Origin of the sequence: Castellaniella sp., from assembly GCF_049671645.1 — a bacterium.
In the GTDB taxonomy this organism is placed as follows: Bacteria; Pseudomonadota; Gammaproteobacteria; order Burkholderiales; family Burkholderiaceae_B; genus Castellaniella.
Genome location: NZ_JBATVG010000019.1, coordinates 292,434 through 316,658 on the forward strand (window position 1 = coordinate 292,434; position 24,225 = coordinate 316,658).

The 24,225-nt window shown below is 60.2% G+C and carries 23 protein-coding genes; 13 read left to right on the top strand and 10 right to left on the bottom strand.

Going from position 1 to position 24,225, the window contains the following annotated elements; genetic code table 11:
- Window positions 1–6 precede the first annotated feature (6 nt).
- The 5 genes from mnmE to rpmH all read right to left on the bottom strand — a co-directional run bounded on the left by mnmE (window position 7) and on the right by rpmH (window position 4,519).
- Complete coding sequence (gene mnmE / locus WBG56_RS09840; RefSeq protein ID WP_424267742.1) at window positions 7–1,497, bottom strand: tRNA uridine-5-carboxymethylaminomethyl(34) synthesis GTPase MnmE; 1,491 nt, start codon at window positions 1,495–1,497, stop codon at window positions 7–9.
- 410 nt (window positions 1,498–1,907) lie between these two features.
- The gene (gene yidC, locus WBG56_RS09845; RefSeq protein ID WP_424267744.1) at window positions 1,908–3,641 is read right to left on the bottom strand and encodes a membrane protein insertase YidC; all 1,734 of its coding nucleotides are present in this window, start codon (window positions 3,639–3,641) and stop codon (window positions 1,908–1,910) included.
- A 97-nt stretch (window positions 3,642–3,738) separates the two neighbouring features.
- Window positions 3,739–3,981, bottom strand: a complete 243-nt coding sequence (yidD, locus tag WBG56_RS09850; protein WP_424267870.1) for a membrane protein insertion efficiency factor YidD — start codon at window positions 3,979–3,981, stop codon at window positions 3,739–3,741.
- Window positions 3,978–4,337, bottom strand: a complete 360-nt coding sequence (locus WBG56_RS09855; RefSeq protein WP_424267746.1) for a ribonuclease P protein component — start codon at window positions 4,335–4,337, stop codon at window positions 3,978–3,980. Before WBG56_RS09855 ends, yidD begins: the two co-directional genes overlap by 4 nt.
- 47 nt (window positions 4,338–4,384) lie before the next feature.
- A complete protein-coding gene (rpmH, locus tag WBG56_RS09860; RefSeq protein ID WP_043679136.1) occupies window positions 4,385–4,519 on the bottom strand; it encodes a 50S ribosomal protein L34 in 135 nt (44 codons plus the stop codon).
- Window positions 4,520–4,771: 252 nt separating this feature from the next.
- Between rpmH and dnaA the strand changes: the two genes are divergently transcribed.
- The 11 genes from dnaA to WBG56_RS09915 all read left to right on the top strand — a co-directional run bounded on the left by dnaA (window position 4,772) and on the right by WBG56_RS09915 (window position 18,126).
- Entirely contained in the window at window positions 4,772–6,172 is a 1,401-nt protein-coding gene (gene dnaA / locus WBG56_RS09865; RefSeq protein WP_424267748.1) for a chromosomal replication initiator protein DnaA, read from the top strand.
- A 4-nt stretch (window positions 6,173–6,176) separates the two neighbouring features.
- Window positions 6,177–7,286 carry a DNA polymerase III subunit beta gene (gene dnaN, locus WBG56_RS09870; RefSeq protein ID WP_424267750.1) on the top strand — a complete coding sequence of 370 codons (1,110 nt, stop codon included), beginning with the start codon at window positions 6,177–6,179 and terminating at the stop codon, window positions 7,284–7,286.
- A gap of 39 nt (window positions 7,287–7,325) precedes the next feature.
- The gene (gyrB, locus tag WBG56_RS09875) at window positions 7,326–9,779 is read left to right on the top strand and encodes a DNA topoisomerase (ATP-hydrolyzing) subunit B (protein ID WP_424267752.1); all 2,454 of its coding nucleotides are present in this window, start codon (window positions 7,326–7,328) and stop codon (window positions 9,777–9,779) included.
- A 389-nt stretch (window positions 9,780–10,168) separates the two neighbouring features.
- Window positions 10,169–11,197 carry a hypothetical protein gene (locus WBG56_RS09880; RefSeq protein WP_424267754.1) on the top strand — a complete coding sequence of 343 codons (1,029 nt, stop codon included), beginning with the start codon at window positions 10,169–10,171 and terminating at the stop codon, window positions 11,195–11,197.
- A gap of 242 nt (window positions 11,198–11,439) precedes the next feature.
- Window positions 11,440–11,571 carry a transposase gene (locus WBG56_RS09885; RefSeq protein WP_424267756.1) on the top strand — a complete coding sequence of 44 codons (132 nt, stop codon included), beginning with the start codon at window positions 11,440–11,442 and terminating at the stop codon, window positions 11,569–11,571.
- A 47-nt stretch (window positions 11,572–11,618) separates the two neighbouring features.
- A complete protein-coding gene (locus tag WBG56_RS09890) occupies window positions 11,619–11,885 on the top strand; it encodes a transposase (protein WP_424267758.1) in 267 nt (88 codons plus the stop codon).
- A gap of 60 nt (window positions 11,886–11,945) precedes the next feature.
- Window positions 11,946–12,719 carry an IS3 family transposase gene (locus WBG56_RS09895; protein ID WP_424267872.1) on the top strand — a complete coding sequence of 258 codons (774 nt, stop codon included), beginning with the start codon at window positions 11,946–11,948 and terminating at the stop codon, window positions 12,717–12,719.
- Window positions 12,720–13,030: 311 nt separating this feature from the next.
- The gene (locus WBG56_RS09900) at window positions 13,031–14,170 is read left to right on the top strand and encodes a TIR domain-containing protein (protein ID WP_424267760.1); all 1,140 of its coding nucleotides are present in this window, start codon (window positions 13,031–13,033) and stop codon (window positions 14,168–14,170) included.
- Between the two features lie 808 nt (window positions 14,171–14,978).
- Entirely contained in the window at window positions 14,979–15,572 is a 594-nt protein-coding gene (locus tag WBG56_RS09905; protein ID WP_424267762.1) for a restriction endonuclease subunit S, read from the top strand.
- Window positions 15,565–17,016, top strand: a complete 1,452-nt coding sequence (locus tag WBG56_RS09910) for an N-6 DNA methylase (RefSeq protein ID WP_424267764.1) — start codon at window positions 15,565–15,567, stop codon at window positions 17,014–17,016. Before WBG56_RS09905 ends, WBG56_RS09910 begins: the two co-directional genes overlap by 8 nt.
- A gap of 123 nt (window positions 17,017–17,139) precedes the next feature.
- Window positions 17,140–18,126: an Abi family protein gene (locus WBG56_RS09915; RefSeq protein ID WP_424267766.1), complete on the top strand. Its 987-nt coding sequence runs from the start codon at window positions 17,140–17,142 to the stop codon at window positions 18,124–18,126.
- 255 nt (window positions 18,127–18,381) lie between these two features.
- Here the strand turns inward: WBG56_RS09915 and WBG56_RS09920 are convergent, their stop codons facing one another.
- The 5 genes from WBG56_RS09920 to WBG56_RS09940 form a co-directional block, all read right to left on the bottom strand.
- Window positions 18,382–19,302, bottom strand: coding sequence for a M23 family metallopeptidase (locus WBG56_RS09920; RefSeq protein ID WP_424267768.1), 921 nt, complete (start codon window positions 19,300–19,302; stop codon window positions 18,382–18,384).
- A 104-nt stretch (window positions 19,303–19,406) separates the two neighbouring features.
- Window positions 19,407–20,081 (bottom strand): hypothetical protein, encoded by a 675-nt coding sequence (locus WBG56_RS09925; protein ID WP_424267874.1) that lies wholly within the window; start codon window positions 20,079–20,081, stop codon window positions 19,407–19,409.
- 46 nt (window positions 20,082–20,127) lie between these two features.
- Complete coding sequence (locus WBG56_RS09930; RefSeq protein ID WP_424267876.1) at window positions 20,128–21,348, bottom strand: helix-turn-helix domain-containing protein; 1,221 nt, start codon at window positions 21,346–21,348, stop codon at window positions 20,128–20,130.
- A gap of 72 nt (window positions 21,349–21,420) precedes the next feature.
- Window positions 21,421–21,828, bottom strand: coding sequence for an SRPBCC domain-containing protein (locus tag WBG56_RS09935; protein WP_424267770.1), 408 nt, complete (start codon window positions 21,826–21,828; stop codon window positions 21,421–21,423).
- A 286-nt stretch (window positions 21,829–22,114) separates the two neighbouring features.
- Window positions 22,115–22,534, bottom strand: coding sequence for a cupin domain-containing protein (locus WBG56_RS09940; protein ID WP_424267772.1), 420 nt, complete (start codon window positions 22,532–22,534; stop codon window positions 22,115–22,117).
- 108 nt (window positions 22,535–22,642) lie between these two features.
- Here WBG56_RS09940 and WBG56_RS09945 point away from each other — a divergent pair, with 108 nt between their 5' ends.
- Entirely contained in the window at window positions 22,643–23,557 is a 915-nt protein-coding gene (locus WBG56_RS09945; RefSeq protein WP_424267774.1) for a LysR family transcriptional regulator, read from the top strand.
- A 2-nt stretch (window positions 23,558–23,559) separates the two neighbouring features.
- Complete coding sequence (locus WBG56_RS09950) at window positions 23,560–24,174, top strand: PIN domain-containing protein (protein ID WP_424267776.1); 615 nt, start codon at window positions 23,560–23,562, stop codon at window positions 24,172–24,174.
- The last annotated feature ends 51 nt before the right edge of the window (window positions 24,175–24,225 follow it).

Sequence of the window (24,225 nt, forward strand, 5' to 3'; positions counted from 1 at the left end):
CGGTTTTCACTTCCCGATGCAAAACCGGGAAAAGATCTCGCCCAGCAGATCGTCGCTGGTGAACTGCCCTGTGATCTCGCACAGGGATTCGTGCGCCAGGCGCAGTTCCTCGGCGAACAGATCCAGCACCTGATCGCTGTGCGAGGCGTGTTCGCGGGCCAGCAGCAGGTGTTCGCGGGCGGCCTCCAGCGCCTGCACATGGCGCTCGCGCGCCAGCCAGGGGGATTCCGCCCCCGGCGTCCAGCCGGCAATCCGCAGCAGGCGGGCGCGCAAGTCATCCAGGCCGGCGCCGGTGCGGGCGGACACTTGGATTTCCTCGATGGCCGCAGGCGAGCGCTGGCCGTTCGCCCCGCCAGCCCCCCCGGAACCCGATTCGCCTGACACGGCAGAGCTCTCCACGTCGCGGCCTGCAGGCCGCTCCGATTCGCCAGGCACAGAACCGCCCGCAGGGGCTGTTCTGTGTCCTGGCTCATCCAACAAATCGACCTTGTTCAGCACCCGCAGCACCGGCGTTCCCGCCGGCAGGCGGCGCACGATATCCGCATCCAATGGATCGTCCGGATGCCGCGCATCCTGCAGATGCAGGATCACTTGGGCGCGGGCGATTTCCGCCCAGCTGCGCTCGATGCCGATCCGTTCCACCGTATCTTCGGTATCGCGCAACCCCGCCGTATCGACGATATGCAGCGGGATGCCGTCGATGTGGATCTGCTGGATCACACGGTCGCGCGTCGTCCCGGCGATCGGCGTCACGATGGCGACGTCCTCTCCCGCCAGCGCATTCAGCAGGCTGGATTTGCCCACATTCGGCTGGCCCGCCAGCACCACGTGCAGGCCCTCGCGCAGCACCATTCCCTGGCGGGCCGTGCGCAACACGCCATCCAGCGACGCAGTCACCCCGCCCAGGCGTTCCGCCGCCTGGTATTTTTCCAGGAAGTCGATTTCCTCCTCCGGGAAATCCAGCGTCGCCTCGACCAGCATGCGCAACTGCACGATCCGTTCGCTCAGTGCGTCGATCTCGGCCGAAAACGCCCCCGACAGCGACGCCATCGCGCTGCGGGCCGCCGCCGTGGAACTGGCCTCGATCAGATCGGCCACCGCTTCCGCCTGCGCCAGATCCAGCCGGTCGTTCAGAAAAGCCCGCTGCGTGAACTCCCCCGGCTGCGCCAGCCGCAAGCCGATGGCCGCCCCGCGCGCCAGGCAATCGTCCAGCACCCGCCGCAGAACTGCCGGGCCGCCATGGCCCTGCAATTCCAGCACGTCCTCGCCCGTATAGGAATGCGGGCCGGGGAAAAACAGCGCCAGCCCCTCGTCCATCACCTCTCCATCCCGATGGCGGAACGGCAGGTAGTGCGCATGCCGGGGCCGCAGCGCCTGGCCGCACAAGGCATCCGCCCAGGCCCGCAGGTCCGGCCCCGACACCCGGATCACGCCGATCCCGCCCCGACCGGGAGCGGTGGCAATGGCGACGATGGGGTCTGTCTGCGATGCGTTCATATCAAAAATCGTTCAAAAATCTACAAACAGGCTGTGCGGCGAGGCCTGCACACAGGTCAAAGGGTCAAACCGCATGATATCGGGAAACCATACCCTGCAGACCGCACGCGGCGGTGACATGCAACCGCCCAGGAGTGCTGATCGGGAGGGGTCCGGGGCTCGCAGTCGGCCGGTGCCGAGTGCTACCGAAGGGAATCGGGGGGCTGTCGGCGGACGTGTCTGAGGCCGAAGGCCGAGTTCGTCCGCCGCCCCGATGGACGAGGTAGACCCGGGAAGCCCGAAGTGCCACCGGCTGGCGAGCCCCGGCCCCCTCCCGATCAGCACTCCGCTCAAGAACCCAAAAAATACAACGTCCTAAACAAAAGCGGCGCCCAAAAGAGCGCCGCCTCGTCACACCTATATCAGCAACATCAACTGGACGCCGACGCCGCCTTCTCGCGATCCAGGCGGTTCATGATCACCCGCTGCTGAATGATCGACACCGTATTGTTCACGCACCAGTACAGCACCAGGCCGGCCGGGAACAGGAACATCATCCCGCCGAACACCAGCGGCATGATCATCATGATCCTGGCCTGCATCGGATCCGGAGGCGTCGGGTTCAGCTTGATCTGCAGGAACATCGTCAGCATCATGAACGCCGGCAGAATGAACCAGGGATCGCTGACCGACAGATCGTGAATCCACAGCAGCCACGGCGCGCCGCGCATTTCCACGCTGCCCAGCAGCACCCAATACAACGCGATGAACACCGGAATCTGCACCACCATCGGCAGACACCCGCCCAGCGGATTGATCTTTTCCGTCCGGTACATCTCCATCATGGCCGCGTTCAGCTTCGCCTTGTCGTCACCGAACTTTTCCTTCAGGTGCTTCATGCGCGGCGCGACCAGCTTCATCTTGGCCATCGAACGATAGCTGGCGGCCGACAGCGGATAGAACACCAGCTTGATCAGCAGCGTCAGCAGCACGATCGTCCAGCCCCAGTTGCCCACCAGGCCGTGCAGCCAGATCATGAACTTGAACATCGGCTTGGCGATGATCGTCACCCAGCCATAGTCCACCACCAGATCCAGCCCGGGGGCGACCGTGCTCATCGCCCGCTGATCCTGCGGACCGACCCACAACTGGGATTCCACGGACTTGCTGGCGCCCGGCGCAATCGCGCCCACGGATTCGATCGTGCGGATGGCGAACAGATTGCCCGGCAGCGCCAATGCCTGATTGGTGCGGACCACGCCTTGCTGCGGCACCCAGGCCGTGGCGAAGTAATGCTGCACCATGCCGACCCAGCCATTGTCCGCCTGCCGGATGTAGCTGGCCTTGTTCTTGGTGATTTCGTCGAACTTCACCTTCTGGAACTTGTCTTCCGCCGAATAGACGACCGGCCCGGTGAACGTGCTGTAGAAGCCCGTCGTATTGGAAGGTTCGTGGCCATCGCGCGTCAACTGCAGATACAGCGACGGATCGACGGGCTGATCCCCCAGGTTGGTGATGTCGTTGCGCACTCGGATGTCGTAGCCGTTGTGCGACAGGATGAACGTCTTGACCACCCGGACCTGGCCTGCCGTGGCCTCGAACGAGACCTCGGTCGTGTCGCCCTTGACCACCGGCCCGTCGCCCACCAGCGCGAACGGCGTCAGGTGCGTGGGATAGCTCTGCCCCTGCGGCGCGCCCACCAGCCCCGTCTGGGCCACGTACATGTCGCCCGGCTGATCGTTCAGCAGAAACATGGCATCGCCCGCATCCTGCGGCGGCTTATGCCCCATCAGCCCCTTGAACCAGGGAATGATCCCCGTGGTGGCCTCCTGGTTCTTGTAGTCCAGCAGTTCCGCGCGGACCAGTTGCGCCCCCAGCGTGTCGAACGTCAGGTCGTACACGCCGGTCTTCACGTGCACCGGCTGGCCCACAGGCGCGGCGTCGGACGAGGGGACCGTAGTCTGCCCCGCCGCCCCTTGCGCGGCTGCCGAAGGCACGTCCTTCGAGTCGGTCGGCGCCGCCTTGTCCGCCGTCTTGGCTGTTTCCGCAGCCGGCGGCGTCAAGGAGAACAGGGACGGCTGGCCCTGGTACACCTGCCAGTTGTTCCACAACAGCAGGAGCGAAAAAGAAAAGATCATCCAGAGGATGGTGCGTCGAATGTCCATTGGCGCCTGTTTTCGAATTGGGTCGGAGCAAAAGCTCACCAGTTTAACGTAGGGTGGCTGACAGGGACTTGATCAAACATCCCTGCGCCCTTTTGATTCATCCGTGACCGCCCGATGGAGACCGTGCCGGCGGCACCGGATCATGCCCGCCCGGACACCCGGGATGGCAACGCGCGATGCGGCGAACGCCCAGCCAGATGCCGCGCGGCACGCCATGGGTCTCGATGGCCTCGATCGTATAGGCGGAGCAGGTCGGCGTGAAGCGGCACTGCTGTCCCACCCAAGGACTCAGGAAATACCGATAGAAGCGGATCGGCGCAATGAACAGGGACCGGATCAACATTTCGCGATCTTGCCCAGCAGGGCATCGGCTTCCGCGCGCACCTGGCGCTTCAGGGCCGTCAGGCTGGCAGGGGCGGGGCGGCTGACCAGCCGGAACACCAGATCACCCTCGGGCAGGCCGGCCCGGCGCAGGCGAAAGGCCTCGCGCAGGACGCGCTTGATGGCATTGCGCGTCACGGCCAGGGGCGCATGGCGCTTGGGCACGATCAGGCCCAGGCGGGCAGGCCCCAAGACGGATTCCCGAGGGCTGGAGACAATGAACAAAGCCCCTCGGGCGATACGCCGGCCCTTCAGGGCCGCCGCGTATTCCGAGGGGCGATGCAGCCGGGCCGCCGAAGGGAAATCGGTAGGCATGGCGGTCGGTTCCGGAGCCGGCGAAAGGCCGGCGGGGGGACGACGGATCAGACGGCCAGGCGCTTGCGGCCCTTGGCGCGGCGGGCGCTCAGGACGGCACGGCCTGCGCGCGTCTTCATGCGGACGCGAAACCCGTGGGTGCGCTTGCGGCGGGTAACAGAAGGCTGGAAAGTGCGTTTCATGGCGAATCCAAAAGAGCTCGGGGTTGTGGCGAGGTTGCGTTGATTTTAGGCTCGATCGCCCGGGCACCATCAACAGGCACACGCGTACCCATATCACCCAAAGCATCGAAAAGCCCATTATTTCAACAAATTTTTGACGTGCCGTCAATTACTTGTGAACTTATCCCCCGCCGCACGGGATCGACCGCCGGGCGGTCTGTGGATAACTCACCACAGGAAAGGGTAGAATCGAGGTTTCGCACGATGACCCTTATGAATGAATTCTGGCAGGCCTGTCTCCAGCAGCTGGAACAGGAACTTCCCCCCCAACAGATCAGCGCCTGGATCAAACCCCTGGTTCCGCTCGGCTACGACGAGGAATTGGCGATCCTGAGGCTCGGCGTGCCCAATCGCATGAAGCTCGACTGGGTGCGCAAGAACTATTCCACGCGCATCGAATCCCTCGCCAGCGACTGGTTTTCCCAGGCGGTGCAGGTGCAGCTCGAAATCCACGCCAGCCAGGCGCGCGCCGCTGCGGCCGTGCGCGTGCCGGCGCCCCCCGCCCAGGTCAATGGTTCGGCCGGACAGGCGGCCGCCCCCGCAGCGGCTCCGACCCCGGTCCACTCCGCGACCGACGAGGCCATGAAAGACCGGTCCCGCCTGAATCTGGATCTGACCTTCGACAACTTCGTCATCGGCAAGGCCAACCAGCTGGCGCGCGCAGCGGCGCTGCAGGTCGCCGAAAACCCCGGCGTCTCCTACAACCCGCTGTTCCTGTATGGCGGCGTGGGCCTGGGCAAGACCCACCTGATCCATGCCATCGGCAACGCCTTGCTGGCCGGCGGCAACAACCCGCGCATCCGCTACGTGCATGCCGACCAATACGTGTCCGACGTGGTCAAGGCCTACCAGCGCCGCGCCTTCGACGACTTCAAGCGCTACTACCATTCGCTGGACCTGCTGCTGATCGACGATATCCAGTTCTTCGCCGGCAAGAACCGCACCCAGGAAGAATTCTTCTATGCCTTCGAGGCCATGGTGGCGCAGCGCAAGCAGATCATCATCACCTCCGACACCTACCCGAAGGAACTGGCCAACATCGACAGCCGGCTGATTTCGCGCTTTGATTCGGGGCTGACGGTCGCCATCGAGCCGCCCGAACTGGAAATGCGCGTGGCCATCCTGCTGCGCAAGGCGCAGACCGAAGGCATCACCATGCCCGAAGAGGTCGCCTTCTTCATCGCCAAGCACCTGCGCAGCAATGTGCGCGAACTGGAAGGCGCCCTGCGCAAGGTGTCCGCCTACGCCCGCTTCCACGGCCGCGAGGTCCTGACCGTCGAGGTCTGCAAGGAAGCCCTGAAAGACCTGTTGTCGGTCTCCAACAGCCAGATCACGGTGGAAAACATCCAGAAGACCGTCGCCGACTTCTATAAAATCAAGGTCGCCGACATGTATTCGAAACGCCGGCCCGCCAATATCGCGCTGCCGCGTCAGATCGCCATGTACCTGGCCAAGGAACTGACCCAGAAAAGCCTGCCGGAAATCGGCGACCTGTTCGGCGGACGCGATCACACCACGGTGCTGCACGCGGTCCGCAAGATCACCGATCTGCGGGGCAAGCAGACCGAACTGAATCACGCACTTCACGTACTCGAGCAAACCCTCAAAGGATAATGACATGCTACTGATACAAGCAAGCCGCGATGCCATCCTCAAGCCCCTGACGACCGTGGTGGGGATCGTCGAACGGCGCAACACCTTGCCGATCCTGGCCAATGTCCTGATCCGCAAGCAAGGCAATCAGGTTGCTTTCCTGGCCAACGACCTGGAAGTCCAGATCACCACGCAGGCCGATTTCGGGGTGGGCGACGACGTCCAGTCCACGACCGTGGCCGCCCGAAAATTCCTCGACATTCTGCGCGCCCTGCCCGACACCGGGGACGTGCGCCTGTCGCTGGACGACGCAAAACTGTCCGTCCAGGCCCGCCGCAGCCGCTTCGCCCTGCAGACGCTGAGCGCGAACGACTACCCCACGGTATCCCAGGCGGAACAATGGACGGCATCGTTTTCAATGCCGCAAAAGGCCCTGAAGCAGCTCTTCAATCAGGTGCACTTTTCCATGGCGCAGCAGGATATCCGCTATTACCTGAACGGCCTGCTGATGGTTCTGGAACCGGGTCAGGTCCGGGCCGTGTCCACCGACGGCCACCGCCTGGCGCACAGCAGCATCGCGGTCGAGGGCCTGGAGGCCCAGATGGACGCCATCATCCCGCGCAAGACCGTGCACGAAATGCAGCGCCTGCTGGCCGACGACGAATCGCCGGTGCAGATCGACCTGGCGGCCGGCCAGATCCGCTTCCGCTTCGACCAGATCGAACTGGTCTCGAAGCTCGTGGAAGGCAAATTCCCCGATTACAAGCGCGTCATCCCGACCGGCTACACCCGCCATATCCAGATCCCCCGCGATGCCTTGCAGGCCAGCCTGCAGCGCGCCGCCATCCTGACGACCGACAAACTGAAAGGCGTGCGTCTGCAACTGGGCGACAACCTGCTGCGCATCTCCTCGTCCAATGCGGAACAGGAAGAGGCCCGGGAGGAACTCGAAGTCGATTACGCCCAGGAACCGCTGGACGTGGCCTTCAACGTCACCTACCTGCTCGACGTGCTGGCCAACATCAAGACTGAAGCCGTCTGCTGGTCGGTGCAGCCGGACGTCAATGCCTCGGTGCTGATCACGGTGCCCGATGACGACGAATTCAAATACGTCGTCATGCCCATGCGCATCTGATCGCCGCCCGCGCCCGACTGATTCAATCACAGGATTTCCATGTCAGAACCCACCACCCCGAACACGCCGTCCGCCGGCTACAGCGCCGATTCGATCAAGATGCTCAAGGGCCTGGAGGCCGTGCGCAAACGTCCAGGCATGTACATCGGCGATACGTCGGACGGCACCGGCCTGCACCACATGGTCTTCGAGGTGGTGGACAACGCCATCGACGAAGCCCTGGCCGGCTACTGCGATGACATCGTCGTCACCATCCACGCCGACAACAGCATTTCGGTCACGGACAACGGCCGGGGCATCCCCACCGCCATCCACAAGGACGACGAACACCACCGCAGCGCGGCCGAGATCGTCATGACCGAACTGCACGCCGGCGGGAAGTTCGACCAGAATTCCTACAAGGTGTCCGGCGGCCTGCACGGCGTGGGCGTGTCCTGCGTCAACGCGCTGTCCGAATGGCTGCGCCTGACCATCTGGCGCAACGGCCAGGAACATCAGATGGAATTCCGCCGGGGCGAACGCGTCGCCCCGCTGGCCGTGACCGGCGCGTCCGAGCGCACCGGCACCCGGGTGCAGTATCTGGCCGACTCGGAAATCTTCACCAACATCGACTACACCTACGAAATCCTGGCGCGCCGGCTGCGCGAACTGTCCTTCCTGAACAACGGCGTGAAAATCCGCCTGACGGACGAGCGCACCGGCCAGGACGAGAACCTGGCGTTCCTGGGCGGGGTCAAGGGCTTCGTCCAGTACATCAACCGCGCCAAGACCACGCTGCACGACAATATTTTCGCCGTGACGACCGAATCCGACGCCGGCGGCGTGCGCGTGGGCGTCGAAGTCGCCATGCAATGGAACGACAGCTACGCCGAAACCGTGCTGTGTTTCACCAATAACATCCCGCAGCGCGACGGCGGATCACACCTGACGGGCCTGCGGGCGGCCATGACCCGGGTGCTGAACAAGTACATCACCGACAACGACCTGGCGAAAAAGGCCAAGGTCGACACGGCCGGCGACGACATGCGCGAAGGCCTGGCCTGCGTGCTGTCGGTCAAGGTCCCGGAACCCAAATTCAGCAGCCAGACCAAGGACAAGCTCGTCTCCAGCGAAGTCCGTCCCGCGGTCGAGGACGCCATCAGCCGCACCCTGGAAACCTGGCTGCTGGAAAACCCCAACGACGCCCGCGCCGTGTGCGCCAAGATCGTGGAAGCCGCCCGCGCCCGCGAGGCCGCCCGCAAGGCCCGCGAAATGACCCGCCGCAAGAGCGTGCTGGAAGGCGCCGGCCTGCCCGGCAAGCTGGCGGACTGCCAGGAAAAAGACCCGGCCCTGTGCGAACTCTATATCGTCGAGGGCGATTCCGCCGGCGGGTCGGCCAAGCAAGGCCGCGACCGCAAGTTCCAGGCGATCCTGCCGCTGCGCGGCAAGGTCCTGAACGTCGAAAAAGCCCGCTTCGACCGGCTGCTGTCCAGCGAACAGATCACCACGCTGATCACCGCCCTGGGCACCAGCATCGGTCCTGATTTCAATGTCGACAAGCTGCGCTACCACCGCATCATCATCATGACCGACGCGGACGTGGACGGCGCCCACATCCGCACCCTGCTGCTGACTCTGTTCTACCGCCAGATGCGGGAACTGATCGAACGCGGCTACGTCTACATCGCCCAGCCGCCGCTGTACAAGGTCAAGGTCGGCCGCGAGGAACGCTATCTGAAGGACGACGGCGAGGAAGCCCAGTTCATGCTGCAACTGGCCCTGAAGGACACCGAACTGGTGACCAGCACCGGCGCCACCCCCATCCGCGACGACGCCCTGATGGACCTGGCCCGCCAGTACGTCCTGGCCGACCACGTCATCGCCCGCCTGTCGCGCGTCATGGACATCGAAGCCCTGTCGGCCATGGCCGAAGGTGTGCAGATCAGCCTGGTGGACGAATCCGCCGCCCGCGCCAGCGCCACCGCGCTGGAACAGGCCCTGCGCGATCCGGAGGCCCCGCAGGCCGTCCACGTCGAGGCCCAATACGACGAGATCGAAGACTCCTGGCGCCTGGCGGTCATCCGCCCCCACTTCGGCAATCTGCGCGTCAGTCTGTTCGACCGCAGCTTCGTGCGCGGCGGCGATTACGCCGTGCTGTCCCGCACGGCCAAGACATTCCTGGGCCTTCTGGGCGAAGGCGCCGTCGTGCGCCGTGGCACCGGCGACAAGATGAAGGAAAAGACCGTCGCCGACTTCCGCGAGGTCATGCAATGGCTGCGCACCGAGGCCGAACGCGGCACCAGCAAGCAGCGCTACAAGGGTCTGGGCGAAATGAACCCGGAACAGCTGTGGGAAACCACCATGGATCCGTCCGTGCGGCGCCTGCTGCGCGTGCAGATCGAAGACGCCATTGCCGCCGACGAGATCTTCGTCACGCTGATGGGCGACAACGTCGAACCGCGCCGGGCCTTCATCGAAACCCACGCGCTGCAGGCGGGGAATATCGACGTGTGATGGTTGTTGGATTTCGGAAAAGATGGCCAAGTGTTGTGGGAAAAATTGGCCATCCATAGGAGCAAAGGTAATGACCGCCTGATTGGCGGTCATTTTTTGACTAGAACAGCCCGAGTACGCAGCGTCCGCAGACGACCAGATCGGCCGAGGAACCGCACCACACGAAACCCTATGATCGAGTCTCGTCCTCACAGAAACAATGAATCAGAGCATACGATCCCCAACAGGCTGTCCGAACAAGGGGATCACTTCAATCACGCGCCTGCAGCGTCATCAATTGATTTTAGTAGCATATGGTAATATTTTTGTGAGCGTTATCAATCGACTCTTGCAAGGGTAGGTAGAGATACCCTAGCGCGTGCAAGCAATATCCATAATGAGAGGAATCCATGGACGGCAGCTCAAATGTTCAAATCGTAGATGGAAGTATCAACCTCCCGGTGGATAAAATAAAGCTAGGAAACTTTATTTCCGGTTTGCTTGGTCAGCCCCAGGTTCTAGATCGACGATTCGACACCCCTTTTTCGGTTGATCATGATTGGTTGATTCATCTGTGCTCCATGATCCTCCAACGAATAGCTCAACAGAACTCGGCAGAGCCCCTCACTTTTGAAACCACCATTTACTATCGCGACGGCCTATTCAGAAAAGTATCAGGCTTCGATGCCTTCACGCATTTCTCCGAAACCCAGCAAGTTGTTTGTGTAGGAATTAAATTTGATATTTCTATGCTGATAAGCTTTCCTGGAAAAGATAATCCAGAGAGACAACAACTGGAAATGACCCTTCTAACAAATGAAGAAGAGGAATTCACAGGAAATCTTCTATTAGGTGAACGCATCCGAGCTGGGCTTTTCTATATTGATATAAGGCATACGGAGCGGACGTGGGCTGATGACATACTGAATCTCATAACCAAGGAATTTCAATCAGTCCAAAGACCAGAGCCCATTCTAAAAAAGAAATTGCGGCGTTTATTCTTGCCCTTTGCGAGCCTCTTATTTCCTTTCAGCGCACTCGGCGGCTTGGTCTTGGAGTCTTGGAGCCGTTCCAGTGAGAAGGATGTGTTGAATGCAAGCGTTAGCCATCTACTGAGTAATAACGAGCTAAATCTTCCACTTTTAAACGACAAGATAGATACACTACTTCAAATCGTGGCGCTAAATATGAATAGACCGGGATTGGGTAGTGCGTTGTTGTTCCTTGCCCCACTCGTGATTGGAGTAATAGTTTTCACGCTCGGGCGTGCATTGGCTCAGCCGACACCCTCTTTTATTCTGATCACAAAGTCCAGCGAAGTTCACAAAAAGGCGGTAGAGGCGAAACAAAGCCGACGAATGATGTGGTTGTTTGGATCCATGATCCTGAGTGTTGCTCTGGGAGTTTTTGGGAATTATTTGTACGATCTTATCAAGTGATATTTGACATAAATCATTTGACACCATGAGTGGATAGGCTTGGTTAGCCTCACTGTGATGTCTCCAAAGCTGCCTTTATCTGGGGGCAAATGCTTTCTTGGAAGATCTATATAGACATTAACGCCAATGTCTGACGATACTCGGTAATCCCACATTTTCTGCTGTAGGTCTTCATAGAAAGGTAATCATCTCTTTAAATCGCAGCGAGGTTGAGTAGAATTTCCTCATAAAAGAAATCAGCAATGAAGACATCGCGCTACACGGACAGTCAGATCATAGCGATCCTCAAGCAAGCCGAAGCCGGTACACCGATCGCGCAGCTTTGCCGGGAGCATGGCGGAAGAAGTCAAGGCGTAAGCTCCCCATCAAAGTAGACGATCGAAGTTAGAACTTTCGGGCCTCCTTGAACATGGAGACCTCGATGAGGAAGAGAAAATTCACAGAAAGTCAGATTTTTGCGGTGCTCAAACAGGGTGAAGCCGGTGTGCCAGTCGCGGAGATCTGCCGGGAGCACGACATCAGCAACGCCACCTACTACCAGTGGAAGACGAAGTACGCAGGCGTCGAACCTTCAGGGTTGCGCAGGCCGCACGAGCTGGAAGCCGAGAACGTCCGTCTGAAACGCATGTACGCCGATCTGGCGCTGGAGAACGCTGCGATCAAGGATGTCTTGAGCCGAAAATCCTGACGCCGTCGGCCAGGCGCGAAGTGACCGAAGAGCTGATTGCAGCAAGACTCTCGGTTACTCGTGCCTGTCGAGTCACGGGCCTATCGCGGGCAGCGTACTAAAAGACCACAGTCGGCGTCGCAACGCGATGCTGCGGTGATTGATGCCTTGAATGGTGTGATCGAGGAACACCGCCGCTGGGGATTCTGGAAGTGCTTCCACCAGCTGCGCCTGGATGGTCACGGATGGAACAAGCAGCGAGTCCACAGGGTGTACTGCGAGATGGGGCTGAACGTACCGAATCGAACGAGAAAGCGGCTGACCGACCGTGTTCCACAGCCGCTAGATCTAGCGCATGAAGTTAACCGATGCTGGGCACTGGACTTCGTACACGACGCGCCGTACTGCGGCAGGACGTTTCGCGCGCCAAACGTGATTGACGAGGCCAACCGGGAGTGTCTGACGATTGAGGTGGAAGCATCCATCCCTTCTGCCCGTTTGGTTAGGGTTCTGGATCGGCTGATCGACTGCTATGAGGCTCCCGACGCCATACGGTGCGACAACGGCCCCAAGATATGTAGCCAAGCATTTACCGACTGGGCGCGCGACAGAGGGATCACCATCCGCTACATCCAGCCGGGCAAACTCAATCAGAATGCCTTTATCGAACGCTTCAACCGCACATACCGTACTGAGGTGCTCGACGCGTATCTGTTCTCGACGCTGGAGCTGGTACGGGCCATCACGGATAGGTGGCTGCGCGATTACAACGAATACCGTCCCCATGAATCCTTGGGGGAGCTCCCGCCGGTGCAATTCCTGCCCCGGTTAACCACGGCCCAGGATCTCTACTAGCGATTGTCAACTTGAGGGGGGAGCTTACGCAATGGATGCAGGCAACGAAGTTTGTCTACGATCCGTAGGATTGATCCAGTGCGTGGCCTTCATACCCGAGCTCGACAGACTCACGGCACGTTAAAGTACCGATCTCACAGCGAGTTGGGATAGCATCTGCGTACTAGCTAAAGGATGAGCTAGTACGCAGTGACAAGGGAAAAAGCCCATATCATAAGGACGCAACTTATAGACAATTTCCTTATAATTCATGCTAGAGTTATGATTATGTTTACGTTTTGATAAAATCTCTTTCCATTAGAGGAGTGGGTATGGCAAAAGCAAAACAAAAAAGTATCAATGATACTGACGCCGAGAAGAAGAAACCAGCACGTTCATACCTATCTCAAACAGAGGTGCCAGCGCATTCCCTCGATCAAGCTCTTTGTATTGCTGAAGCGATTTTCAATAACTATGGAGGAAAATCTACCACACCGTTGGACGTTGCTGCTGCGCTAGATTTACAGCCCAGCTCGTCACAATTCAGAATGCTCGCCGGGGCGTCCATTGCTTACGGCATAACTATCGGCGGGTATAACGCAAAAGAAATAGAAGTTACACAACTAGCTCAGCGTATATTTCGACCACAAGAAGAATATGATGATCTATCGGCGAAACGTGAGGCCCTATTAAAACCACGTGTTATCCAAGAGTTCCTAAATAAATATGCCAATTCTCCGCTCCCTCGTGAGAGCATTGGGGTAAATGTACTGATAGGACTAGGCGTTCCAGAAAACAAAGCGGAAAGAGTACAGAAATTCATTTTGGAGTCGGCTCACAGCGTCGGCCTTATCCGTACAATTAAAGATAAGCAGTACGTTCAACTAGATAAAACCGTGTCCACAAAAGTCGATGTTGACTCGTCTGGAAAAGACGTCAGCACTGAAATTATTCCTCAGATTAACCTGTCTAATGACGACCAGAAAGAGTACGTTGCTCCATCCGCTGCACCCACGCCTGCAGCAGTTGTGGACTCCCGCCGAGTGTTTATTACACATGGGAAAAATACATCATTCATTGAGCCAATAAAGAAACTTCTGGGATTTGGTGAAATGACGCCGGTAGTATCGGCCGAGAAACACACTGTGTCGCAGCCAGTGCCCGATAAAGTTTTAGATGACATGCGTAGTTGTCATGCTGCGATAATTCATGTAGATGGTGAACGCACGTTAATGGATAGCGAGGCCAAAGAACACACTGTGATCAATCCCAATGTGTTAATTGAAATTGGAGCTGCCATGGCACTGTACGGACGGAGGTTTGTTCTACTCGTCCGCAATGGGATCCAACTGCCCTCCAATTTACAGGGCTTGTTCGAAGTCCGATACGAGGGGGACAGTCTTGATGGTAATGCGACCATTAGGTTGCTTGAGGCCATCAACGATATGAAGAAAACTGCCCTCCCATCGTAGACAGGGTTCCGAATGCTTCTCCATACAAGCCCCAGACGCTAAGGTCTGTCAGTAGTCCCGCATGCAGCTCATAATATACTCGGGAGGTGCCCATGCCGCACAGACCTAAGATCCGTCAATAGTATTGTTGAGCACCGTCGCCTTACTGCTGAACGGTAATATACCCACTTTCAGCAGCAAGGCAAATGGCGCCTTAAGATCGCGAGCGGTCGCCATTCCAAAAAGTGGCATTGCAATCATTGGCCAATTATTCATGAACATTTGGCCAAGTTTTCTGTAAAGACCTCACAGAAATCCCTTATGAATCAATGAGGGCGATGGCCGACTTTTCTGGAAGCCAACATGGTTGTTGGATTTCGGAAAAGATGGCCAGATGTTGTGGGAAAAGTTGGCCATTCATAGGAGCAGAGGGAATGACCGCCTGATCTGGCGGTCATTTTTTTGGCTGTGACCGTCTCCTGCTTGGGCCCCAAGCTATCAAGGACACCCGCCAGCCGATTCCATTGACTGGACTGTGTCTGCATCATGCCCGATGTGCGTGCAAAGTGCGATCTTCTCCCGGCGGAATCTCCGTCCAGCCCTTGAAGACGCGCAAGAACCAGTTGGCGTCCTGAAAGCCGATCAGGAAGGCAATCTCGCCAGGTAAGATTGCCGAGCAGGCGAGGTAATAACTTGTCGTTCTCATGGGCTGAAGCCGTGGCATCGCTGGTTGGAAAGGTGGGAGCTCATCTTTTCCACATACAAATAAATCTACTGCTTGCGGGTTTGCCTAAGCAGCGGTATATTACGCCAACAGTAGAGTTATTTGATGAAAACCATTCATACCCTCAACGACTTGGCAGAAGTCCACACCGCAGTGGTCTTTCGCGATCAAGCACCGCAAGAACACCCTGAAGGCAACGTTCGCGCGTTGGCCATCCGGGATGTCGTGTCTTCGACCCTCGTGAGTTGGAAAGAATTGCCGCGCGTTGTTGTGGCTGAGAAGTACCGTGCGAACTGCCTGCAAGCGGGTGATGTGGTCATCCCCTCACGGGGTGACTACTACAGGGCATGGCTGTTTACCGGGGCGGACTTACCAGTTCTGCCGGTGGGTCAGTTGAACTTGATCCGACCGGCTGACGGGTTAGATGCCGGCTACTTGGTGTGGTTTCTTAACCTGCCGACCACCGGTACCAAGCTCAAGCAAATGCTGACCGGCACCAGCATCAAAGCGCTGACCAAAACGGCTCTTCAGACGCTGGAGGTGGACCTTCCTGATATGGGATGCCAACGTCGCATCGCGGAGATTGCCGAACTCGCAGTGCGGATCGCTGCCATCCGGCATCGGTTGACAGAGCTAGACACCATCGAGGTAGCCCAGATGGCCGACCTCCTTTCGCACCGTGGAGGTGACCATGCTTGATGCAGAAGCCAAGCAGGCAATCTGTCATGCACTCTGGCGCTGCTTCGACTCAGTTCGTAGCGTGGCCGATATTGGAGAGGTCCGAGATCACCTCCTGGCATTACTGGTGTTGAAGTACGCCTCTGACCGTACTGCCTACGAAGCTGGCCACGCGGTTGCGCTCGACGCGGATGCCGGATCGGTGCCGTCGTTTGAGCAACTGCTCCACGCTAAGCACATGCCCGATATCGGGCAGCGAATTGACCGGACACTCGCTGGCCTGGAGAAGCAGTACCCACTGCTGCATGATGCTTTTCACAGCGTCCGTTTTGACTCCTCCTTGCTGGGCGAACCCAAGCAAAGGCAACCCCTCATCGCTGATCTGCTGAGCTGCTTCGGTGTGCCAGAGTTCGACTTTCGAGGCGACGCAAGTACCGAAGCGGCTGGCTTTGCCTGCGAAAAGCTCATTAGCGAGGCTGCAGCTGTCGCTGGCAAGCGTGGTGCTGAGTTCTTCACCCCGCCCGAGGTTTCCCGGCTGATCGCGGAAATCCTCCAGCCCGAAGCGGGGGAACGCGTTGGTGATCCATGCTGCGGTTCTGGCACGTTGTTGTTGACCTGCAGCACCTTCGCGCGTACTCACTCTGCCAGTGGTGGATGTCAGCTGTTTGGCCAAGAGAAGAACGGCAGCACCTGGGCCCTCGCAAAAATCAACATGTTTTTGCATGGGGAGCTCGCCGCGCAGTTGGCATGGGGAGACACCCTTAAAGACCCGCGCCTGGTGGCTGGAGGCCAACTGCAGACGTTCGACGTGGTAGTTTCACACCCGCCCTTCAATGTGAAGGATTGGGGGCAAGAAGCCGCCGCAACCGATCCCTACGGGCGTTACCGACGCGGAGTTCCGCCGCGCGCTTCGGCTGACTACGCTTTCATCAGCCACATGGTTGAGACGCTCAAGCCTAGTCACGGTCGCATGGCTGTCGTGGTCTCCCATGGTGTCCTCTTCCGCAGCGGCGCGGAGCTACAGATTCGCAGGCGACTGCTGGAGGAAAGCCTCGTGGACGTAGTGATCGCGCTGCCAGCCAAGCTGCTTCCAAACACGTCCCTGCCGATTGCACTGCTGGTGTTGCGTAAGGATAAGAGCGACGGACAAGTGTTGTTCATTGACGCCAGCCGCCAGTTCGAGCACGGAAAAACCCAAAACCAGCTACGCAATGAGGACCTCGCCCGGATCGAGGCCACCTATGCAGCCAGGGCGGATGTTGAGGGCTACGCCCGCTTGGTGTCGTTTGAAGACATTCTTGAGAACAACTGCAACCTCAACGTGGCTCGCTATGTGGGCGCCGTGGAGCAGGTCTGTCAGGTGGACCTGGAGGCCCTTCGGGCAGAACGCGCACAGCTCCGGGCAGAACTGGAAGGTCTGGAGAGCAGGTTTGCCAGCCTCATCCAGGAGGTGAACCGTGCGTAACACAAAGGAAAACGACCGCTTTCGCGGCCGCTTCCTCTTTTGCGTCTTGGAGCTTGACGTCCGTCCGAAGAGGGAGCTGCCAAGCACATGTACCCAAGCGCTTACAGAAAGATCATAACACGTATGCTTAAACAGATCAAAACCCATACAGCCGGCAATCTGGCACGCATTCAGGCGCTTTCCCACGCCCGTCTGAGCAACTACCGCAGCTTCTTCGGCGCGGCTGATGATGTGCAAGCTTTGGCACTCTACCAGTGGAACGAAGAGCTCAGCGCCTGCCTATTCCGCACCATCTCCCTGGTGGAAGTTGTGCTGCGCAACCAGTTTCACAAGGCCTTCAGCCTTCGCTACGGCGTCGTGGGTGGACATGGGTCCAGAGACTGGTACAAACACGTCGATCTGGCGCCTATCGCCAGAAACAAGGTCAAGGAAATCACCCATTTCAAGCAGGGTGCACATCAACTGCCGCGCATTCCCGCCCCCTCGCCAGACGACGTCGTGTCAGGCCTGACCTTTGGCTTCTGGCCGCACCTGCTTGATCTGAAAAAGGACGCACTGCATCAAAGCATCGACTGGGGTCCAATCTTGCTAGACGCGCTGCCTGGCCATCGGCAGCGCCAAGCCTCACACTGGGCCAAGCAGAAGCATCAGGACGAACTCTTCGCCCGCCTGGACTTGTGCAACGGTTTGCGCAATCGCATCGCGCACCACGAGCCTATCTGGAAGCTGGGCGAGTTGATGACCGAAGGCCGCGCTCGCCCAAGCAAGCCCCTCGCAGTCGCGGCCCCTGCTCCGACCACCCCCCACGAGGCCCTCTCACGGCTTCATCTGCTGTACGGTCGAGTGGTCGAACTGCTGACTTGGTTATCGCCTGACTTGGCGAATCAGCACACCCGGTGCGAGCTGCACTTGCGCTGTCTGAGCCTGCTGCAGCCGACCACCTTGCAGGCCTACCGCCACGCCTTGCCCCCGGCGGAAATCGACCTCGCCACCGTGCGTAACCTTCGCGCGCTGCGCAAGGCCTTGCGTTATGCCGCGCGTCGTCAACAACCCGTACTGATCAAGGACGACCACCGCACCCTTGGTCATCTCACCAGCCTGCTACCCTGATTCCACGGCCCCCCTGAACTTCGACAATCTCGAATTCTGGCGCAGGGAGTCCACTATCATTTGCTGGGCATTGGCGGTCAGCGACGCCGACGTTCCGGCTGGGTCAGTAATTCCATCACTTCCTACTTGCTGTTGGTCATAAACATAGTCGTATGCCTACCTGCTATTTTAAGTGGGCGACTATGTCCGGTGTTTCAGGGGGCTGGTCCAATGACCGCCTGACTGAACTGCACCCCGCCCCAACACGACGGCAAGTCACGGCGTGCGATCCAGCACCAGCAAGGGATCAATACGCATCTCGAACCATGTCATGCCCCAGTGCAGGTGTGGTCCGGTCGCACGCCCAGTCGCGCCCGCCAGCCCAATGACCTGACCCTGGCTCACCACGTCACCCACATGGACATCCAGGCGGGACAGGTGCAGGAAGTTCGAGCCGATGCCATAGCCATGATCAATCAGCACCGTACCGCCGGTCAGATACAGGCCGGGATCGGCAAACACCACGCGGCCACTGGCTGGCGCCTTGACCGGTGTGCCAGTCGGGACGGCAATGTCCATGCCCGAATGCGGGGCGCCAGGGATCCCGTTATAGACGCGGCGGCTACCGAAGCGCCCTGAAACGCGACCGTGCACCGACCAGATGAAGGCTTCCGCAAAACCCGTCCCGGAATAGCTGCTTGCACGCGCCTCGGCCACCCGGGCCTGCTCGCGACGAATGCGCGCCGCAATCTGCGGCGGCGGCGACACAGTCTTGGGCGGCAGCCCGCTAACCCGCTCGACCGGCCAGTCGCGTGGCTGCACGGCCAGGTCTACGGACAGGGCTGCGCCGCCGGGCGGGGTCACGCGCAGATGGAGGGGGCCGGTGGCATCTGCCGCGACACCAAACACCACGGTGCCATAGTCGGTGACGGCGAGCGTGCGCCCCTCATAGATCACCTTGCTTTTCGGGACTACCTTGCCGATCACCATGGCCCCCTGCTGCACCCGCGCCGGGAAGACCACATCTTGGGCTGCGGCGCGGACGCTACCCACCGGTGAAAGTAGCAACAACGTCAGGCACCAGAGAATCAGCGCGGGGCGCCTGGCCCACACCGCCCTGATTTCCGGCATCCGGGCCCATCGCCTGACACAACAACGCATCGCAGAAGTGTTCAACACCATCAGAATCGACACCATGAGAACCGCCGCACCAACGGCATCAACGAGTGTAAGCCGTCTCGCCATCAAGGTCATGTTGCTCAACAACCTGGTGGAGAACCGAGATTTCCATGGCATGAGCTTCAGCCTTCCCTCGGGGAACGGCGCACCACCCGGACCTTGCCGCTGGATCCGCCACCACAGTAGAAATGATCGGCGCCATCGGATTCAAGGCCACTTACGCCCATTCCACGCGGCATTTCCAGGGATTCAAGCACCGCGCCGCTTTGCGCGTCGATCCGCCGGATCTCGCTTTGGTCGTCTTCCCACGTGCCGTGCCATAGATCACCGTCCACCCAAGTCACGCCGGTGACAAAACGATCCGTCTTTATGGATCGCAGGACGGCGCCATCCACAGGGTCGATCTGATGGATTTTGCGATCGCGGTACTGGCCAATCCACAGGCTGCCTTCCGCCCAGGCCAGCCCGGATACCGCGCCGTTTCCGGGCACCGGAATCGACCCGAGCACCGCGCCGCTGGAAGGGTCGATCTTGTCTATCCTGTCGCCCGCGATCTGATAAAGATGCGTCCCATCGAATGCGGTGCCGGCATCGCAGACGCAGTCCAGCGTGCGCGCCACGACACCGCTGGCGGGATCCATGGCGAGCAGCCTTGCCCCGGTGGCAGCCCACACCTGCTTGCCATCGAAGGTCACGCCATGTACGGCGTCGACTCCTTCGAATGGACCATACTCGCGCACCACGTCGGCCGCGGTCGTCACTGCCCGGGATCTGACGGTTGTTGTTGCCTGAGTCATCACTTGCTCCTGGTTTCGCGCCGGGAAACGGCGTGGTGAAACCACTCTATCCGATCGGTAGCGCAGCAGGGAGTAACAAGATCGTCGTGAATCCGGCCAGCGGCGGCGATAGCCAGCGCTGCGTCCGGGCGCGGCCGACAGAACGCACCCGTCCGGCCATGTGCAGCGCCGCCAGATCGCGCTGAACCGTGCGTTGGCTCGCATCCAGAGCCAAGGCAAGCGCCGACGTCGACCACGCCGCGCCATCTGCCAGCAGCGCCAGCAAGGCGGTTTGCCCATCATCGCCAGGCGGAGCCAGCACGGCCACGGGGCCTCCGTTGGCCGGCCGGAGGGCGAAGCCACACGCAGTAGCCTCGACCCCCGCCAGCCCCTTCATCACCGCCCGCAGACGGCTCATCTCGACTCGCAGGCGCACCCGATGTGACTCGTCCGGATGGCGCATACGGAACACCTCCGCGATCAGCGCATCGCGGTCCACGTCGCCCGGCCAAGCGCGCGCCAGGGAGCGCGCCAACGCGAACAGCACCGGCCGACGCGCCAGGGGTCGCCAATCGGCGCCGGCGCCGACGCGATGGCGGCAGGCGTCCACGACCAGTCCACCCGACGCAAACAGCGCTGCGACATCCTCCAGGCGCACGACCCGCTCGTCTCCCCGATCCAGCAGCCGGGCGGCGGGCTGTTCGAACACCGCCAGCGCCTGGTCCACCTCGCCCAGCAATGCCGGTATCCGCGAGCGATCCGCTACCGTCCGTGCTCGCGCCAATGCTGCCTTTCCCGCGTCTACGCGCAGCGCGCGCAGCGCCAATTCCGCCGCAAGCAGCTCGGCCATGGCAGCCAGCGGCGCAGGAAGAGCCAGAATATCAATCCGCGCCAGGGCCGCCTCGGCGCTCTGCAGACGCCCCAGCAACACCAGCTTGCGCACAGCGGTGATGCGCGCATGCATGGCATTGGTGTGATCACCCCGACCATCCAACGCGGCCGCCGCATCAGCCAGGGCGCGTGGCGACCCGCCCAAGTCACGTGCAGCCAGGGCCACTTCGGCCTCGGCGACCACGCAACGCGCCCGCGCCAATGTTTCGTGATGTCCGAAGCTGCGCCGGGCACGCAGAAGCAATTCACGTGACCGCGCATACTCGCCCAATTGCGCCATGGCGATCCCGCGCAAGGCCAGCGCCGGTGGGTCATCGCGCAGGGCGATCCGCTGCAGGGCGGCCAGCGGATCGCCTGCCGCAAGCGCGCGTGCGGAAGCGGCGATCAGGGCATCCATCTGGCCAGCATACACTGGCGGCAGGTCGCTGACGCCAGGTGATTCTCATCTCCGTCGTGCATTTTCGACGGGCTATTTCCGGCCTTCGGCATATCGGGCAAAGTTATCCAGAATGGCCTGCCAACCCGTCTTCTGTTCCTCGGTGGAATGAGTCGACTCCGCGTCGAACGACACCACCACATGGACGTCCATCCCCTTCTGGGTAAATTCGACTCTCGCCATGCGGTCTCCGAAAGAATATTCGATGACGCGATAGGGAATCACATCGGTATAGGTGCCTGCGAAATCAAACCCTGCGCTGCCGTCCTTGGCTTCCATCCGGGACAAGAACTCGCCACCCACCCGAAGATCGACAATCGCCCGGGTGGTGTGCCAGTCATCGGACGCCGCATTCCACTGAACGATCGCATCCGGCGTGGTGTAGGCTTCCCATACCTTTTCAATTGGGGCATGCACGTTCGTCTCGACAATGATTTTCATGATCGACCTCTCCAGTTCAAACGGCCAGGACGGTTGCTGATTTTCTGGTCGGGTTGTCTGCCTGTCACAGTCTCCCGACTCTCATGTTAATAGGCCGGACGACACAGCGCCGCATGTTTTCGTCACCCCCACACCGATGAAATGTCGCCGGCAAAGTCCAGAAGCACCTCTTGGTGCCCGGCACCGTGCCGCAAGCGCTGCCTGCCAGAAGGACAATCCATGCGTTCTTGCTGTCAGCCTCGTCGCCTGCAAGGGCATAGGACCCGCGCCAAGGCTTACAAGAGGATCAGGCGGGAGCCAACGGCACCAACCCATACCGGTCCATGATCGCCATCAGGGCGGCCTTGTCCGGCGGGCCGCCCGCCCCCACGACGGCCGCCACGTCCCTGAAGTACTGGGCGCCAATGTCTGGAGACATGACGATCAGTGCGCGCGCGACGTCCTGAAACGGATTCGAGAACCCATGGACCACGCCCTTGGGCGTATGCATGGTTTGCCCGGGGGTAAGATCCCGCGTATCAGCGCCGACGGTATAGCGCAGCGTGCCGTCCAGCACATAGACGATCTCTTCGTTGTCTTGGTGACTGTGCGGGGGCGGCGTGTTCGAGCCGGGTCCGACGGTCAGTTCAAAAATGCCCATGCCTGCATGCTTTGAACCATCGATGAGATAGTGGATGCTCAGTTGGCCAATGTCGATCGTGCTCATGGTTGAACTCCTGATTGGATGCTGTGACGGGATGGTTCATAATCTATATCGTTGTTCAGTCAAGATAAATACAGCTTCATTCAACAGATTGTTGCTAGGATGATGATAATGAGGGAACGCTTGGCAGCGATGAGTGTTTTTGCGCAGGTGGTCGAAGCCTCCAGCTTCTCGGCTGCAGCGATCAAGCTGGGGCTATCCAAGTCGCTGGTCAGCCGCGAAGTGAGCGCACTGGAACAATCGCTTTCGGTCAAGCTGCTGAATCGCTCGACCCGCAGGCTCAGCCTGACCGAGGCAGGGACGATCTTCTACGAGCATTGCCGCCGCGTCGTCCACGAGGCCGAGTATGCAGAGAGGCGGCTGACGCAATCACAGTCGGCGCTGGCGGGACTGGTGCGCGTGACCTGTGTGCAGGCCTTTGCGCTGCGCTACATGATGCCGGTGATCGGCGATTTCCAGCTCAGGTATCCGGAGATCCGCATCAAGCTATCCTGCAGCAACCGCACTGTGGAACTGGACGATGGAGACTACGACATTGGCATCCGCATATCGCTGATGCCAGATCCCAAGCTGGTCGCGCGCAGGCTGGCCGTGAATCGCAAGATCATCTGCGCGTCGCCGTCGTATCTGGCGCGTCGAGGCACGCCCGACACGATAGAAGAACTGGCGATGCATGACGGCGTGCTGTTCCCGCCGCTGGCCCCAAAGGGCGCATGGACTTTGGCACGCAATGGGCAGCAGTACAGTGTTCCGGTGAATGTGCGTTTCGAGACTGACGACATGGACGCCGCACATGCCGCGGTGCTGTCGGGGCTCGCGCTGAGCGCCCTGCCCTTCTATGTCGTGGCCAGCGACCTGCGTCTGGGCCGCCTGGTCCCGCTACTCGCCAATTATCAGGTGCTGCCCGATGCCGGCATCTACCTGGTCTATCTACCCAACCGCACGATGCCCAGGCGGGTACGCACGTTCATCGACTTTGTGCAGCAAAGCTTCAAACCCGTGGCGCCATGGGAAGCGGGACAATAGCGATGATTACCGAAACGCCTGCCCCCTTCGTCGTCCTGGACGCCTGTGTGCTGATGTCCACGCTGCAGCGCCAATTGCTGCTGCGCGTGGCCGATCTGGGCGTATTCCAGCCGATCTGGACCGAACGCATCGGCGAGGAATGGCGCCGCAACGCGACGCGCCTGTGGCAGATCCCGCCTGAAACGCTGGCGGAACAATGGAACGCCATGAACCAGCGCTTCCCCAGGGCCATGGAGACCAACACCGCCCCCTACGAAGTCGGCTTGCGCTACAGCGACCCGAAGGACCTCCACGTGATTGCGGCCGGCCTGGCGCGGCGAGCGCGCTGCGGCTTGCAGCGCCCTCCCGCCGTGCGGGTGATGACATGGAATCTGAAGGATTTCGATCGGTCCGAATTGCGGCGCCAGGGGCTGGATGCGTATTCCCCCGATCAATTGCTGGCCGACTGGTGGCGGGCGGACTCATCGCGCCTGGACGCCGCCGTGCAGGCCGTGGCCGCCGATTCCGTTGCGCTGGGCCGCGCGCCCGAGCCGCTGGCCGATACCTTGCAGCGCGAACGGCTGCATCGCCTCCAGCGCCTGTCGACCAAAACGCCCACGCATCTCAGCCTCTCCTAAGTCTGGCCCCGTAGCATCTCCGGCATACCATTCCCGACATCGCCGGAGGCC

What these genes read in the sequence shown, in the direction of transcription:
- WBG56_RS09920 (WP_424267768.1), bottom strand. Translation starts at nt 19,302, where the DNA reads ATGGTGTCGATTCTGATGGTGTTGAACACTTCTGCGATGCGTTGTTGT.
- WBG56_RS09880 (WP_424267754.1), top strand. Translation starts at nt 10,169, where the DNA reads ATGGACGGCAGCTCAAATGTTCAAATCGTAGATGGAAGTATCAACCTC.
- WBG56_RS09855 (WP_424267746.1), bottom strand. Translation starts at nt 4,337, where the DNA reads ATGCCTACCGATTTCCCTTCGGCGGCCCGGCTGCATCGCCCCTCGGAA.
- WBG56_RS09890 (WP_424267758.1), top strand. Translation starts at nt 11,619, where the DNA reads ATGAGGAAGAGAAAATTCACAGAAAGTCAGATTTTTGCGGTGCTCAAA.
- yidC (WP_424267744.1), bottom strand. Translation starts at nt 3,641, where the DNA reads ATGGACATTCGACGCACCATCCTCTGGATGATCTTTTCTTTTTCGCTC.
- WBG56_RS09930 (WP_424267876.1), bottom strand. Translation starts at nt 21,348, where the DNA reads ATGGATGCCCTGATCGCCGCTTCCGCACGCGCGCTTGCGGCAGGCGAT.
- WBG56_RS09950 (WP_424267776.1), top strand. Translation starts at nt 23,560, where the DNA reads ATGATTACCGAAACGCCTGCCCCCTTCGTCGTCCTGGACGCCTGTGTG.
- mnmE (WP_424267742.1), bottom strand. Translation starts at nt 1,497, where the DNA reads ATGAACGCATCGCAGACAGACCCCATCGTCGCCATTGCCACCGCTCCC.
- gyrB (WP_424267752.1), top strand. Translation starts at nt 7,326, where the DNA reads ATGTCAGAACCCACCACCCCGAACACGCCGTCCGCCGGCTACAGCGCC.
- WBG56_RS09935 (WP_424267770.1), bottom strand. Translation starts at nt 21,828, where the DNA reads ATGAAAATCATTGTCGAGACGAACGTGCATGCCCCAATTGAAAAGGTA.
- dnaA (WP_424267748.1), top strand. Translation starts at nt 4,772, where the DNA reads ATGAATGAATTCTGGCAGGCCTGTCTCCAGCAGCTGGAACAGGAACTT.
- rpmH (WP_043679136.1), bottom strand. Translation starts at nt 4,519, where the DNA reads ATGAAACGCACTTTCCAGCCTTCTGTTACCCGCCGCAAGCGCACCCAC.
- WBG56_RS09925 (WP_424267874.1), bottom strand. Translation starts at nt 20,081, where the DNA reads ATGACTCAGGCAACAACAACCGTCAGATCCCGGGCAGTGACGACCGCG.
- WBG56_RS09940 (WP_424267772.1), bottom strand. Translation starts at nt 22,534, where the DNA reads ATGAGCACGATCGACATTGGCCAACTGAGCATCCACTATCTCATCGAT.
- WBG56_RS09945 (WP_424267774.1), top strand. Translation starts at nt 22,643, where the DNA reads ATGAGGGAACGCTTGGCAGCGATGAGTGTTTTTGCGCAGGTGGTCGAA.
- WBG56_RS09885 (WP_424267756.1), top strand. Translation starts at nt 11,440, where the DNA reads ATGAAGACATCGCGCTACACGGACAGTCAGATCATAGCGATCCTCAAG.
- WBG56_RS09900 (WP_424267760.1), top strand. Translation starts at nt 13,031, where the DNA reads ATGGCAAAAGCAAAACAAAAAAGTATCAATGATACTGACGCCGAGAAG.
- WBG56_RS09905 (WP_424267762.1), top strand. Translation starts at nt 14,979, where the DNA reads ATGAAAACCATTCATACCCTCAACGACTTGGCAGAAGTCCACACCGCA.
- dnaN (WP_424267750.1), top strand. Translation starts at nt 6,177, where the DNA reads ATGCTACTGATACAAGCAAGCCGCGATGCCATCCTCAAGCCCCTGACG.
- WBG56_RS09910 (WP_424267764.1), top strand. Translation starts at nt 15,565, where the DNA reads ATGCTTGATGCAGAAGCCAAGCAGGCAATCTGTCATGCACTCTGGCGC.
- WBG56_RS09915 (WP_424267766.1), top strand. Translation starts at nt 17,140, where the DNA reads ATGCTTAAACAGATCAAAACCCATACAGCCGGCAATCTGGCACGCATT.